Below are 14,297 nucleotides of genomic sequence, written 5' to 3' on the forward strand. Positions count from 1 at the left end.
CTCTTTGAACCGTAAGAAACATGTAACGTAAATGACGGCACGGTTATTTATACTGATGAGACTAAATGCAGTGGCTATTCAAGTTAAGCGCACTCTATCTCGGTGAGGCAGCGTATCAATACGTCGATTTTGGAGCATTTCTATTTTCTACGATTCGAAGTTGAAAATCACTTCGAGTTAGTTGAAGTTTATGTGAATCAGTCTAGTGAATCTCTCGCTCAGCGCCTAATCAATCGCAAAGGCTATAGAAGCACACTGCTGGAGAAGGTCGAGCTTGCCGTCTCCATGGATGTGCAGCGACGCAAAGTCGATGGACAGGGTTTTCAACAATCCAAATCCCTTGAGCGCTTAGCCCGACTGCTTGACCAGCTTGGCCAAGCCTGCCTTGAGTTCACCGCGATCAAGGCGCTAAAACAGCTTCCCGATAAGTCGCGAAAAGAGTACGCCAAGCTGATTCGGCTGGTAGGCAAATCATTGAAGCTGGTGATCATCAACATCGACGACGCGAACATTCGTCAAGGCCTTAAAATAGGCCGTCGAATACCCAAAATAACCACGCGTTTAAAGACCGCTTTCGCCCCTGACAGTTCAGGCGTCAAAAACAGCGCCGTGATGGATTTTCAGCTTCACCGCATGATCCATCTCCTTTCAGAGCTCGCCGACGCCCTACTCGCCGCCAACTTCGGCCCCGCCGTGCGCTTGCAAAACTATAAGCAGCTGCAAAACGCCGCCCACGCAATGACCGCCCAGGGCGACGACTTTAGCGTTGAACGACTGGCGCTTACCCGCAGCGGCAGCACCATCGCCACACTGAAAGCCGAGCACGCCGCTTCTGGCAAAATGATGGCCGTCTACAAAGAGGGTGAAAGCCAGAAGGTCATTGAAGAGCTTTACGGGGTTGATCAATGGAAGCGGGTCTACCCCAAGGTGGCGCCCACGGTGCTTTCGCACCATGTGGCGCAGGGAGATGAGCTGGGCTCGATGGTCATCGAACACCTTCCTGGCCAGACGCTTGAATCCCTGCTGTTAAACGGCCAGTGGAAATCAGCCAAGCAACTTATCCGCACACTCCAGCGGACGTTGAGAAAAATCTGGAAGAGCTCGCGCACCCCTGAACCCGCTCAACCTGAGTATATGCAGCAGTTGCGTAAACGCATGCCGGAAACCCGCCACACGCACCCGACGCTGTTTAATGAACGCCAGACTATTTGCGGGCTGCCCCGTCCCAGTTTTGATGAATTAATTGATCGCGTGGAGCCCCTGGAGCGCGAGCTCCGAGCGCCCTTTTCCGTGCTGATCCACGGCGATTTTAACGTCGACAATGTGATTTTTGATGAACTCAAAAATCGCATCTACTTTATTGACCTGCACCGCGCCTCCTACTCCGATTATGTCCAGGATCTATCCGTACTGATGGCGTCGATTTATCGGCTGCCCATTATGGATGCTGGCCCTAGAACCGAATTAATGGCATTAATCAGGCAGCTCTATCAGTTTGCTCGCCGGTTTGCCAAGGAGAATAACGATACAAGCTTTGACGCCCGGCTAGCGATCGCCTTAGGCCGCTCCTTTGCCACCTCCACACGCTTTATTTATGACAAACCTTTTGCCACCAGACTCGCCCTTAGAGCGAGCTACCTACTAGAAGCCGTAACGCTTCTAAACCCTGAAAAAATTGAGAAGTACCGGCTTCCCCTAGAGGATATTTTTAGTGATTAATAAGCGCATTGCGGTTATCGGGATACCTGGCAAATGGTCAACCGAGGTCTTGGCGAATCATTTAGAGCAGCGCACCGGCTACCGCTGCGTCGTCGATATGGCGGACGTCGTGCTGGAACTGGAAACCGGCCAGTTGCGTTATCGAGACACCCTGCTCAACGCCCTTGATGGGGTGATCATCAAAAAAATAAGCGCAGACTACTCACCCGCCGCAGACGACCGACTCCGCATGCTCAGCAGCCTTGAGGCGAATGGTGTGCGCTGCTTTAGCAGCCCACACCAGGTAAGCCGCTTGATTAATCGCCTTGAGGGCACCGCCGCCCTGGCAGCCGGCGGCGTCCCGCTGCCCGCAACCCGAGTTACTGAGAGCACTGATGCAGCGCTGGAGGCGATTCAAACGTTCGGCAAGGCAATCCTAAAGCCGCTCTACTCAACCAAAGCCCGCGGCATGGTGGTGCTAAAAGCGGCAGACGGTGTAAAAACCAACAGCCAAAAGCTTGAAAAGTTTAAAGCTAAGCATGGCCTTTTTTACCTTCAGCAGTTCGTCAATTTGGGCGGTCAGGATTTAGGTATGGTGTTTCTCGGCGGCGAGTACCTGTGCACCTATGCCCGTGTCGGCGATGGCAAAGCCTGGAACACGACGATACACAGCGGGGGCAAATATCAACCCTATGACGCCAGCCCTGAACTGATTGAGCTTGGCCGCAAGGCCCAGGCATGCTTCGACCTAAGCTTCACCACTGTGGACATTGCCCTGACCGACGCAGGCCCTGTGGTGTTTGAAGTCTCCGCCTTTGGCGGATTTAGCGGCGCGAAGAAAGGCTGTGGTATCGATGCCGCCGAGAAGCTGGGTGACTATGTGCTAAGCCAACTTGAGGCAGAACCAGCAGAGGCAGCTGAGGCAGCTGAGGCAGCTGAGGCAGCTGAGGCAGCAGAGGCAGGCGAATGATCAACCTTTTTGACGACCAGCACATCATTCAGGCTAAGGCCGCCTGTCGCTACACGCTACCGCTGACGTTCAGTGGCTTAACGGTGCGCGTGCTGGCCGACCACCCCGCCATTCTTGACCATCTTGAGGGGTACTATTCAGGTTTAACGGCGTCTGGTTTAACTGCATCAGGTTTGTCCCCGCAACAAGCCCATATCGTTAACCAGCCTGAACTGCCGGTATGGCTGTTGGATCAGCAAGCAAATATCAGTGGCCGCGAGTGGACAGCGGTAAAACGGGCCAAAACCAGCGCGCAAGGCCTGAAAGAGGCCTACGTGGATACGCCCCAAGGGCGCTGGATTCATAAAGTACGCACCGGGATGGTGCTATTCCAATCGCTAACGGCGCCGGTGGCCATAGGCGACTTAAACCAGCACCCTTCACAAGTCATCAACTTTATTAACAACCAGTTTCTCAATCACCATCAACGCAATGGTTACCTGCTTGGCCACGCCTCGGCTGTCGAGATCGATGGCCAGGTTACGGCCATTGCCGCCAGTTCCGGTGGCGGAAAATCCACCCTGATGCTGAAAGCGCTGGAAACCGCCAAGGCGCGTTTTCTCTCCAATGACCGGATTCTGTTTAAACCCGAAAACGGCCAGGTAAGCGTGCTCGGTGTCGCCAAACATCCCCGCGTTAATCCGGGTACGCTGCTCAACTCCCCACGCTTGACCGACATACTGCCCGCGCAGGAGCGCGCCCGTTTTGAACGCATGCCCAGAAGCCAGCTATGGGATATCGAGCAGAAGTACGATGTGCTGATTCCCAACGCCTACGGTGCAGACAAAACCACCTTATCCGGCACACTGAAACAGCTGATCCTGCTGGACTGGGCACTAGACTCAACGGCCCCCACAGCGCTAAGTAGCGTGGATATCGCTACCACACCCGAAGCCCTGGAGGGTTTACGCAAAAGCCCAGGGCCGTTTTTTCAGCGCGCGGATGGCAGCTTTCCAGCCGAGCAACCCCAATCGGCCGAGATTTATGCCGATAATCTAGCGGGCGTTGAAGTACTGCGCCTCACCGGGGCCATCGACTTTGCGCGGGCCGTTGCGCTACTCCAAGCTAAGGGCATTCTCTAATGGTGGCGCTGGCGCTGATTCGCCACGGCGAGTATGCACAGCTGGCGGATACGCCCAGCGCTCTGCAGCCCTACCCCCTTACGGAAAAGGGTGCGCACGAGGTTCGAGAGCAGGCGCGGCAATTCGGCGCGTGGCTAGCGACGTCCGGCTATCAGCTCAGTGCCGAGATACACTGCTCGACGCTATTAAGAGCCTGGCAAACGGCCGATATCTACCGCGAAGAGCTCACACCGCTGTTTGCTGAGCCACCCCGCTTACGCAGTTTCTCGGCCCTATGTGAACGCAGCGTAGGAGCGCTGGCCAACCTTAGTGTTGAGGAAATAGAACGTATCGTTACCCTTGACCCCCGCCTTGCGCCCTTGCCCAAGGGCTGGAAATCAACCAGTGATTTCAGGCTGCCTTTCGATGGGGCGGAGTCCCTGCTAGACGCTGGCGAGCGGGTCGCTGCCCATCTACAAACGCTTTTACCGCCATCGCCACGGCTTGCGGGTAAGCAACTGCAACTGATAGTGGGCCACGGCGCCTCCATTCGCCACGCGGCCTATCATTTAAACGTCATACCCTTCAGCGATATTAAACGGTTAAGTATGTTTCATGGTCATCCGGTCGTTTTCGAGCGGCATCACCAAGGCTGGAGCCGACTGTACGGAAACTGGAAACAGCGTCAGTCGGCTGACCCACTCGATTAAACCATAGCGACCTATAAGATGGCTTCCATGACCGCGTTCAATGTTCTTCCGAAGGTAAGCAAACAACCATATCACAACGCCATCCTGGCGCGCCTACCCACACAGTGGACGCCCTGGCCCGATGACTCCACCTCGGTCAATCACGATGAGGCGCTAAGCACCTTTATTAAGCGCACCCAGAAAAAGGGCTTCACCTGGCCCCAAAAGCCCGTGGTGTTTATCTCCGACCCCCATGCGGATGCCGAGGCATTTGAAGCCTCGCTGATTGCCGCAGGTGTCATCGAGCGTGACGGCGCCCACCTATGTGAATATGTGCTAACCGACTTCGGCCAAAAAGCCGACATCGTGGTGGGCGGCGACTGCCTGGATAAAGGCCCCAGCAATCTGATGATGCTGCGCAGCCTGGCCCACTTATACCGCCTCAACGCGGATGTCACTCTGCTGGCCGGTAACCATGACCTGCGCCTGCTGATGGGGCTGCTATCGTTGGAACGCGAAACTGACGCCGGTAGCCAACACCTCTTTGTTCGCATGGGTAAAAAGGTGGTGCCGCTGTTCAAAGAGGTGTTCGATCAATACCTGGCCGATACCCAGTGGGACAAAGGACTACCGTCCGAAGAGGCGTGCCGACAAGCACTGTTTCCAGGCAGCGACTGGTTCGATAACTTCCCCTTCTATGCCGCAGGTTTTCTCACCCCCGAGGGCATAGCGCGTGAAATCAGTAAGATGACGACCAAAGCGCAGAGCTTCGAGTCGCACTGTGCAAAAAACGGTCTATCGCTCACCCAAGTCTACGCCGCCGCCATGAAGTGCCGTTCGCTGTTCCTCAAAAAGTCGGGGGAGTTTAGCTGGTTTTTCCGCCGCATGCGGCTGGTCAAAAAGCGCGGTTCCTTCCTGTTTCTGCATGCGGGTCTCGATGACCATATGGCTGAACTGCTCGCCAATCACGGCGTAAAGTACGCCAACCGCGCTTTCAAAAAAAACCTCATGAGCCAGAACCTGTTTAGTTTCTATTACGGCCCTCTGGCCAATACGTTTAGAACCAAATACCGCAAAGCCGACCTTCCCCTCACGCCCCGCGGCGCTTACATCGCACGGCAGGCGGGCATTCAGGTGCTGGTTCACGGCCATATCAACCAACACTTTGGCCAGCGGGTCACACTTAAAAACGGCCTTATCCATATTGAAGCCGATATCACCCTGGACGCCCACTCACGTAAAAACGAGGGGCTTGATGGCTATGGTGTGGGGGTAACGTTAATCGACAAAAAACGCGGTGTGGTTGGCTTAAGCTGCGATTACCCTCAGGCAAAAGTGTTCAAACCCAGCCGCAAAGGAAAACTGGTGGGAGCCCGCTAAATGAAGTCTAAAACCAAATTCAGTCACGACTCGCTGCTGGATCGCCAGGCAACCCAGGAACTGTTGGTGACCTTGGCCAATGCCATTCATAAGGGTGAGCTAGCCTTCCAGGAAAGCGAAGGTGAGCTGCTACTTACGCCCCAGCAGCTACTGCAAATCTCCCTGCGCGCCAGCGATGAAGGCGATAAACAGGAGGTGGAAATAAAGATCAAATGGCGCACCAAAGAGAAAGCGCTTTCCGATACGCCCCCCAAAATTAGAACCAAGGCGGATAAACGCTAGGAGCTAGACTCCACAGCACTTGACATACCTGCAACGCTCAGCGCCAGCATCATATAATTGCTTTAAGAAGCACGGTAATTCCGTTTAATTATTGGAAAATGCAGTATGTGCGTGCTTCGAAGGAACAAGCAGCAGTTAAATAGCAGGGTTAGTCGTCAGTTTGACGAGACCAATCTACAAGATAGGATTCAACAGCCACCGCGTCACCGGGATGCATAAAAAAGTAGCCCTGCCCCAAGTCGCAGCCTAATGCTCGAAAGCTTTGTAATTGTGCATATTCTTCTATTCCCTCGGCCACGACACTAAGCTGGCAGGCGTGTCCTAAACTGACGATCATGGCAGCAAAGCGGTCGTTTCCAGAATTTTCCGAGGCGGAGGAAACGAAGCTGCGGTCGATCTTGATGATGTCAACCGGTAGCATACGAAGATGGCTAAGTGCAGAGTAGCCTGTGCCAAAATCATCCAACGCAAGCGATATGCCGACATCCTTGAGAGCGCTAAGCGTCTCTAGCGCCAGTTCCATATCTTCTGACAGTGCCGTTTCAGTGATCTCCAGTATCAATGCACTCCCCGGCAGCCCCGCTAACCGCAATGCGGCCAGAACATCGCTAGCGAAGTCGCTATCACGTAGTTGGCTAGCCGACACGTTGACGCTTATGGTCATCTTGGTGTCAATCCATCGCCATGCTGCTAGTTGGAGGCACGCTTGATTCAAGACCCAACGACCAATATCGACAATCGCCCCCGTCTCCTCGGCAAGAGGTATAAACTCGGAGGGCGATATCAAACCTCTAGAGGGGTGTTGCCAGCGCAGTAAGGCCTCAAGTCCTAGAGGGCGGCCGGTGCTTAAATCCACGATGGGCTGGTAATGCAAAAGCAGCTCTCCACTCCCAAGAGCACCTTGCAGATCGGTCTGCAGTACCTGCCGCTCAAGCAACGCCTCGCCCATGGATGAGTGATAGGTGATGACGACATTGCGTCCAGCCTCCTTGCCATGGTACATGGCAATATCGGCATTGCGTAGCAGGGCATCGGCTTGTAAGCAGTGTGCCTCGGAATGGGCAACACCCACAGTAGCCCCAACATAAGCCAACTGGCCGTTCAAGCTGAAAGGGGTCTTGAGTACCTCTATGATGCGCTTGCCGACGCTAGCGGCAGCATTTTCAGATGCACTGTCAGTTTGCACAAGAGCAGCAAATTCATCCCCACCGAAACGCGCTATCGTCGTGTCGGCACGCATCACGCCCCTTATCCGCTCTGCTACAGCACATAGTAGCTCGTCACCGGCATCATGACCCAGAGTGTCATTGACGGCTTTGAACCGGTCGAGGTCAATAAAGAGTACCGCAACCCCGCACTCCTCATGACGAAGAGCCTGGGACAGTCGATCAAGGAATAGGCGGCGGTTAGGAAGCCCCGTAAGTGGATCATGAAAAGCCTTCTCTACCTCTTCCAGGCTACGCGCATCGGCAAGCGCCAGACTCGCGTGCTCAGCAAAGGCATGCAGCAACGCCAGCTCATCTTCATTATCAAGCGTCTCGGGATCCAATTCAGCTACCAAGGTACCGGCTGATACGCCATGGATGTGCACCTTCGCGCTAGCGGTTTTCGCGGCGGATGAGAGATCAGCCCCGGAGATGATCGGATGGCTTGGATCCTGAGCATCGTCTAGTAATAGCGACACTGCTCGGCCGTACAGCACTTGGCTGGCACCGTTAGTAATTGCTTCAAGAACGTTGGGTAGCGGTTCCCGATGAGAAATAGCCCGCTGTATATCCAGCAGTACTTCAAGCACCTGTTTCTCATGCCGCTGACGCTCAAGTACACGAATCATATCAAGCGCCAAGCCGAAGGCACCGGCCATGCCCAGCAACAAATGTCGCTCAGAATAATTGAATGCTTCGTTGCATCTCGCCACAGTGAGCTGTCCATCACTTCCCGCTTGCCATTCCGCCGACAACGTATGGCATGGGCCAATACCGTCAAAACATATTTCACCAACGCCAGGCATTACTGCCTTTAGCAAAGACTCTGGTACACGTTGCTGGCCGAAGCCAAAGGTAGCAACCACTCGGCCAGCGCTTATAACGGCGCCAATTTCGGCATCGAACTCTTCCGCAATCAGTTCCGCGACTGTGCGCGTAGCATCCTCGACAGTCTCACAACGGCTCATTGCGGTTAAAAACTCAACCAATTGATGAGCTGATTGAAGCTCCTTCGTGAAATCCATTAAGACAGCACCAATAAGGCCAGGGTAGCGTTGTGAAAACCACGTGAGCCTCTAACGCGAGCAAATTCCCCGTAGGTATACAGGCCACCCAGTGCTGCTTGAGGAAATGCGTCAGCAATAATATTCATTTCACTTTTGAGCCCAGCGTCATCTAGGAGGCAAAACCGTGCCGCACAATCGAAAGCGATGACTCCTATAGGTTCATGCTCACCCAGGGTAATTCGGGCATGCTCACATGCTTGATGGGTACCGACGAGAATAGAGTCTTGTGAGCTGTGCATAATGCTCACGAGAGTGCCCTTGGGAACGTCACCGCATAGCAGGGATCGCCTATCATAATCAGCCCCTACCGTGGCTCGAATCTCCTCACCGCCAGGGCGCAACAGCCCTAGCATATGTTCGAGGCCCTTATATGGCATTGCTTCTCTGCTATTATACGCCTCCGCTGGAGCCCCCACGGCGCTGAGAAAATAGTCAAGGGCCGGCTCATCATTGAGCCGATAAATCCAGGTGCCATCACTCTCGGTGACCACAACCGGCTCACTGATTCGCTGACAACCATGACCCGTTGCAATTGCCATAGGCGCTGTGGAACCAATGGCAATACCGACCACGGCTTCTGTCAGCACCTCTCCTCCATGTATCTGAAATGTTTTCACCAGTTTCATATCGTCACCAGCAGTACCGCCCACCAGTGGTACGGTTGCACCGGCCACGCTATAAGCACCACGAATCAGTTCCGTGCGCAGGCCGAAGAGTCCGTCACTAAGCAGCATCAGAACCTTGTAAGGGCTGTCCAGCTCCAGCAGCCCCTGGGCCGCCTTTCGACCTGCTGAACGAGGGCCAGTGCCGAGATCTCCGACGCTAGCGCGGACAGTGAAGCCCTCCCCGCCTAGAGCGATAGCGACCAAGCCGTTTTGCCCTGCACCACGGCCACAGATTTCCCCCGCCGTACTGCATCCCGCGACCACGGTTCCATCGGGTACTTCTGCCTGCGCTGTACGGGCAACAGAAGTGATATCATGGGATGAAGAACAGAAAAGCAATACCAGCGTTGGTTGCCGCCCCTCTACCGCTTGGCTAATAGCGTCACGAGTCGCGTCAATTGAGTCATTCAGCGCTGAATGGCCAACACCCATCCAGCGCGAGCTGTCTTCAGCAACGTCATGCGTACTTATTGTCGTTTCAGCGAGCATTCGTCGGAGGGTTCCTAATCAGTGGATAAGACACGCCATGAAGAACCTCGAATCAATGATTCATTATGCTCGACACAGATGCACAACAAACTTCGGCCCGATTCGAAAAAACTTTACCCTCATTGACTCGCTGCCTTCGTTCAGTTAGCGGAGGCCGCGCACACGTTAAGAGTGTTGCTAAATTAACACTTGTCTGAAAGGAGTGCATGACAAAGCAAGCAGCACGACTACTCTCGCCAAAAGATGTGATGTACACGATGGGAGCGTGAAAATGGACGTTACACATTTAGAGCACGTCATTATTGCTTTGATCATTCAGCTCTCACTACTGCCGCTTGTTTCTGCACGTGTGGCCGGTGTAATACCGGTAGCAATACTGCTCGGGCGCGAGATCGCGCAGCACGAATACCGGCTAGGCATTCACCGTGGATGGGCATGGGGCGAAACACTACCGGTCGGTATGTTTGAAGGCGTCTGGCACGGGTGGACGTTAGACTCAGTGCTTGATGTGCTGCTGCCAGCGCTGGCGTGCGGGCTGCTAGCGCTTCTGATTGGGTTTAAAAAACGGCGTACCGACAAGAACAGCTAATCACAATGACCGCCAAGAATGCGATAAAAAACGCCAACTAGTCATTATCGAGACGCTCAGTACGATATAGCTTCCACTCATTTTCAACCCGGCCATCCGGCAAGCGGCAATAACGACCCGTGCCCAGGCTGCTTTCGCGAATTACATTCTCCCCGCCGAGGCTTCTACAATATTCAGCCGCGTATTGGGTCATCTGGTTTTGAGATTGTGGGTCTCCCCCGCCGCTGGCACAGCCCGCGAGCACCAGTACTGCTGGAATTGCTAAGTAGCGATATAGGTTACCAATACATACCGACATTGTGATTTTCCTTCGTCCCTAGGGCCTATTGTCCTAGCCATTCATCGACTACCCTTCATATTCGTAGAACAATGACGAAGTTGCCAATCCCAATAACCCAGTGTCGGCTCAGTGTCAGCACCGAAATAGAGAAAATGCCTAATGAAACACCTCCTACTTCCGCTCTGCCTGTTCAGCACTACCCTACTGGCGAGTGCTGTCGTTTATGGTGAAGAAGCCCGTCAGTCTCACGATGCTTGTTTGGAAAGCGCGGTCACCACCGTGGACATTGTGGCATGCATTACGGAAGAGTTTGAACGCGAAGACAAGCGGCTCAACGACAACTACCAGCAACTGCGCAGCCAGTTGAGTGATAGTCGTAAAGAGCAACTGCTAACCGCCCAGCGAGCTTGGATTGCGTATAAGGAGGCTAACTGTGATTTTTATGCCAACCCAGAAGGTGGCACCTTGGCGCGGATCAGTGCCAACTCTTGCGTACTAACCGAAACGACCAATCGCGCAGATGAGCTCGAAGCACTCATGCAACCCTAGGAATAAGAGCCTGCATCTGCCGAGAGGCATGCGGGAGGCTCGGTTTGCTGTTATCGAGAATGGCAGCTAACCTTGTACAGGCCATATACATAAAGATGGTTGTGTTCATATAGAAAACCCATTTCATAAGGAAAGTGAAATTATGTCCAGCCCAGAGCATAAGCAGAAGATCTGGAAGATGATCAAAGATATTAAAGTCGGCATGCTGGTAACCCTAGATCACGACATGCCCCGGGCTCGCCCGATGCATCTAGTGCAGGAAGAGTACGACGGCACCCTCTGGTTCTTCACTCGCCGCAGTGCCGAAAAAGTATTTGAAACCAAAAGCGATCACGATGTGTGCCTTAGCTTCTCCGACCAGGAAGATGGCGTCTACGTTTCGCTATCGGGTAAAGCCAACCTGACCGATAACCGCGAGCTGATCGAGAAATACTGGAACCCCTTCATCGCCGCCTGGTTCCCGGAAGGCAAAGACGACCCTGACGTTGCCCTGCTGGAAATTAAAGTAGAGATGGGCGAGCACTGGAAAGCCAAAGAGAGCAAGACGTTCCAGCTTTACGAAATCGCCAAAGCCAACCTCAAAAAGGATGCTACCCCGAACCTTGGTGAGAATGAAAAGTTCGGTGGGTAACTTGCTACCCAAGCGCCCCGCTGCCGGGGCGCTTTCCAGTCTAATGCTCGTCACGCTCCTGGTGTCAGGCAGTTCATGGGCCAGTGATCAGCCCCAGAGTGCCGATGCTAGCCGTCAAGGTGAATGCGAACTCAACGATCAGCAGCAGGCAATGCTGTCTCAAATCAACGAGGCGCGTAGCCAGGCGCGACAATGCGGCGATCAACAGTTTGAGGCCGCAGAGCCGTTAACATGGAGCTGCAAGCTTGAAGCAGCGGCCAAGAGCCACTCCGAAGATATGGCCGAGAATGACTACTTTAGCCATACCGGCCCGGAGGGCGCGGGAATCGAGCAACGAGTGGGCAATCAGGATTACGTGTGGCAAGCCGTGGGGGAGAATATCGCCGCTGGCCTCACTTCTGTTTCCGCCGTGGTGGAAGGCTGGCTAGACAGCCCTGGCCACTGTCAAAACATCATGAATGACGCCTTCACAGAGATGGGCATGGCGAAAGCCGAAAATTCGGAGTCGCGCTATTCGTCCTACTGGACACAAACGCTCGGCCATCCTCGCTAGGCGCCCACAAGTCAATTATTGCCCACCTCCTAACTCACCGTAGTGGACAGCCGTAATCGCATTTTTAGGCGAGCCGTCCACCAGCTTGGTGCTGTAGGTCAGGTACACAAAGGTCTGTGTTTCCGCATCATGCATGCGAACGACGCGCATATTCTTGAAAAGCATCGAGCGCCGCTGAGTAAATACCACTTCTTGCTCCTCGACATCAGCAGGATCAAAGACAATCTCCCCCGTCTGCCGACACGCCACGCTCGCCTCACTGGCTTCCTCAGCCAGTCCCACCGCACCTGAGATCCCGCCAATCTGCGAGTAAGAGAGATAACAGGAGATACCCTCAACCTTCGGGTCATCGAAGCGCTCTACTTCAATGGTGTTGTTCGGGCCCAGCAGCTTGAACTCGGTACGCACGCTACCGATGTGGGCATCCTGGGCGAATAGTGTGGGTGGCAATAGCGCAAACATGGCAATGAGCGACGTGAGAGCAACGCGTTTAGGTAACAACATGGGCAACTTCCTTGGGATTAGTTAGCCGGGGGTAGGCATGCAGAAAGGATACCTGATGCGCGTAGTTGTTGGGGAATGAGTGGAAAAATGAAGGTGGAGGTCAAGGAAAAAACTAATTGAGCAAGGTGGTTGGCGTCCCTGTCAGGAAGAAAACAAGCCCTATAATTAATTGAACTCAGGCTTTACTCCCCAAACGGAAGCAACCACAATCTCCCAAAATGGGAGAAAGCATGAGCGTCATAGCAAAGCGCACACTGAAGGAGTTTTGGGAGCAGGGCTATGACGACGCCAAGACCCCATTAACCGAGTGGTACAACATGATGCTCAGAGCATCGTGGGAAACGCCACAACAGTTGAAGGCCGATATTAGAACCGCCAGCATCCTGAAAGGCGGCCGAGTTGTTTTCAATATCGGCGGCAACAAGTACCGAGTCATACTCTCCATTCGGTATGAGCAGCAAATTGCCTGGGTTCGTTTCGTTGGCACCCATGCCCAGTACGATCAAGTCGATGCGGAGACAATATGATGAACATTCAACCTATCCATAACGATGCCGATCTTGAGCGCGCATTTGCTCGTCTTGAGGAGCTTTGGGCTGCTGAGCCAGGCACTCCTGAAGCGGAGTAAGCGAGCCACTAAACCCATCTAGTCAGATTTCGCTTAGACCGGTAATGTCTCTTTCCACTGCCAGGGCAACAGCGTGTTGAGTTCATCATCGTCTAGGGTGGGCAATGTGGCGAAGACGTACTGTAAGTAGTCGTAGGGCGAGAGGCCATTGGCTTTCGCGGTTTCGATCAGGCTATAAATTGCCGCGCTGGCATGAGCGCCGCTCGGGGTGTGGCTGAACAGCCAGTTCTTACGCCCCACCACGAACGGACGGATAGCGTTTTCGGCCGGATTGTTGTCCAGCGGGATCAGGCCATCGTCCAGGAACCGGGTCAGGCGGGGCCACTGGTTATCTAGATAGTGCAGGGCCTTACCCAGCGTGCTTTTGGGCAACACCTGGGCCAGTGACTTGTCGAGCCAGGTGCGGAGTTGATCGATGAGAGGGCGGCTCTTCTGTTCTCGCAGCGTGTGACGCGCATCAGGCTCAAGTCCCTTCGCCTGTTTTTCCACGCCGTATAGCTTTCGGATTTGGTTCAGCGCCCAGTCCGCTTTGCCGGTCTTTCCCTTGGGCTGCACCTTCTGGGCCTCGACGAACTTACGCCGAGCATGCGCCCAGCAGCCCGCATGGGTGATCCCATTGCGCCGCACGATCTCAGCATAACCTTCATAGCCATCGGTGAGTAAGCGACCCGCATAGGCGCCCAACAGGTCAACGGGCACCTGTCCAGCACGACTGGCGGCGTAGTCGAACAAGACGACTTGCTGGCCCGGCGGGCCACCGCGCTGCACCCACATGTATGAGGTGGCACTGGCGGCACGATCTGCTTCTTGATTGACCTGGAGCGTCGTCTCATCCATATGGATCAGCGGGGCGTTTAAGAGGTGTTGGCGCAACGTGTCGATCAGTGGGGTGATCCGTTCTCCCACCTGTACCATCCAGCGTGCCAGAGTGTTGCGAGGTATCTCGGCGCCATGGCGGGCAAAGATCTGGCTTTGCCGATACAGCGGTAGCGCGTCCTGGTATTTAGCCGTCGCGATA

Annotated in this window: 16 protein-coding genes; 11 read left to right on the top strand and 5 right to left on the bottom strand. The window is 54.3% G+C overall.

The window, feature by feature from the left end:
* Positions 1–192 precede the first annotated feature (192 nt).
* Genes QT231_RS15590 through QT231_RS15615 form a run of 6 tightly spaced genes read left to right on the top strand, consistent with a single transcriptional unit; the run spans position 193 to position 6,119 of the window.
* Entirely contained in the window at positions 193–1,719 is a 1,527-nt protein-coding gene (locus QT231_RS15590; RefSeq protein ID WP_308337773.1) for an aminoglycoside phosphotransferase family protein, read from the top strand.
* Positions 1,712–2,668: a GAK system ATP-grasp enzyme gene (locus QT231_RS15595; protein WP_308337774.1), complete on the top strand. Its 957-nt coding sequence runs from the start codon at positions 1,712–1,714 to the stop codon at positions 2,666–2,668. Before QT231_RS15590 ends, QT231_RS15595 begins: the two co-directional genes overlap by 8 nt.
* A complete protein-coding gene (locus tag QT231_RS15600; RefSeq protein WP_308337775.1) occupies positions 2,665–3,789 on the top strand; it encodes an HprK-related kinase B in 1,125 nt (374 codons plus the stop codon). The genes QT231_RS15595 and QT231_RS15600 overlap by 4 nt, the downstream gene beginning before the upstream one ends.
* A complete protein-coding gene (locus QT231_RS15605; RefSeq protein WP_308337776.1) occupies positions 3,789–4,478 on the top strand; it encodes a histidine phosphatase family protein in 690 nt (229 codons plus the stop codon). Before QT231_RS15600 ends, QT231_RS15605 begins: the two co-directional genes overlap by 1 nt.
* A 27-nt stretch (positions 4,479–4,505) precedes the next feature.
* Positions 4,506–5,837, top strand: a complete 1,332-nt coding sequence (locus QT231_RS15610; RefSeq protein ID WP_308337777.1) for a metallophosphoesterase — start codon at positions 4,506–4,508, stop codon at positions 5,835–5,837.
* On the top strand, positions 5,838–6,119 hold the full coding sequence (locus QT231_RS15615; protein WP_308337778.1) for an amphi-Trp domain-containing protein: 282 nt from the start codon (positions 5,838–5,840) through the stop codon (positions 6,117–6,119).
* Between the two features lie 148 nt (positions 6,120–6,267).
* Here the strand turns inward: QT231_RS15615 and QT231_RS15620 are convergent, their stop codons facing one another.
* Both QT231_RS15620 and QT231_RS15625 read right to left on the bottom strand, forming a co-directional pair.
* On the bottom strand, positions 6,268–8,349 hold the full coding sequence (locus tag QT231_RS15620) for an EAL domain-containing protein (protein ID WP_308337779.1): 2,082 nt from the start codon (positions 8,347–8,349) through the stop codon (positions 6,268–6,270).
* Positions 8,349–9,545, bottom strand: coding sequence for an FIST N-terminal domain-containing protein (locus QT231_RS15625; RefSeq protein ID WP_308337780.1), 1,197 nt, complete (start codon positions 9,543–9,545; stop codon positions 8,349–8,351). Before QT231_RS15625 ends, QT231_RS15620 begins: the two co-directional genes overlap by 1 nt.
* A 271-nt stretch (positions 9,546–9,816) precedes the next feature.
* Between QT231_RS15625 and QT231_RS15630 the strand changes: the two genes are divergently transcribed.
* The gene (locus tag QT231_RS15630; protein WP_308337781.1) at positions 9,817–10,134 is read left to right on the top strand and encodes a hypothetical protein; all 318 of its coding nucleotides are present in this window, start codon (positions 9,817–9,819) and stop codon (positions 10,132–10,134) included.
* 37 nt (positions 10,135–10,171) lie between these two features.
* Here the strand turns inward: QT231_RS15630 and QT231_RS15635 are convergent, their stop codons facing one another.
* Entirely contained in the window at positions 10,172–10,432 is a 261-nt protein-coding gene (locus tag QT231_RS15635; RefSeq protein ID WP_308337782.1) for a DUF333 domain-containing protein, read from the bottom strand.
* 141 nt (positions 10,433–10,573) lie between these two features.
* Between QT231_RS15635 and QT231_RS15640 the strand changes: the two genes are divergently transcribed.
* From QT231_RS15640 to QT231_RS15650, 3 genes are all read left to right on the top strand, one after another.
* Positions 10,574–10,963 (top strand): lysozyme inhibitor LprI family protein, encoded by a 390-nt coding sequence (locus tag QT231_RS15640; RefSeq protein ID WP_308337783.1) that lies wholly within the window; start codon positions 10,574–10,576, stop codon positions 10,961–10,963.
* A 142-nt stretch (positions 10,964–11,105) separates the two neighbouring features.
* Positions 11,106–11,594: a pyridoxamine 5'-phosphate oxidase family protein gene (locus QT231_RS15645; protein WP_308337784.1), complete on the top strand. Its 489-nt coding sequence runs from the start codon at positions 11,106–11,108 to the stop codon at positions 11,592–11,594.
* A complete protein-coding gene (locus tag QT231_RS15650) occupies positions 11,587–12,147 on the top strand; it encodes a CAP domain-containing protein (protein ID WP_308337785.1) in 561 nt (186 codons plus the stop codon). The genes QT231_RS15645 and QT231_RS15650 overlap by 8 nt, the downstream gene beginning before the upstream one ends.
* Positions 12,148–12,162: 15 nt before the next feature.
* Here QT231_RS15650 and QT231_RS15655 read toward each other — a convergent pair whose 3' ends face one another.
* A complete protein-coding gene (locus tag QT231_RS15655; protein ID WP_308337786.1) occupies positions 12,163–12,651 on the bottom strand; it encodes a CreA family protein in 489 nt (162 codons plus the stop codon).
* 230 nt (positions 12,652–12,881) lie between these two features.
* Here QT231_RS15655 and QT231_RS15660 point away from each other — a divergent pair, with 230 nt between their 5' ends.
* Positions 12,882–13,178: a type II toxin-antitoxin system HigB family toxin gene (locus tag QT231_RS15660; protein WP_308337787.1), complete on the top strand. Its 297-nt coding sequence runs from the start codon at positions 12,882–12,884 to the stop codon at positions 13,176–13,178.
* Positions 13,179–13,312: 134 nt separating this feature from the next.
* Here the strand turns inward: QT231_RS15660 and QT231_RS15665 are convergent.
* On the bottom strand, positions 13,313–14,297 hold a 985-nt coding region (locus QT231_RS15665; protein WP_308337788.1), incomplete at its 5' end, for an IS66 family transposase.

It is taken from the genome of Halomonas sp. SpR1 (assembly GCF_031010175.1).
Classification (GTDB): Bacteria; Pseudomonadota; Gammaproteobacteria; order Pseudomonadales; family Halomonadaceae; genus Vreelandella.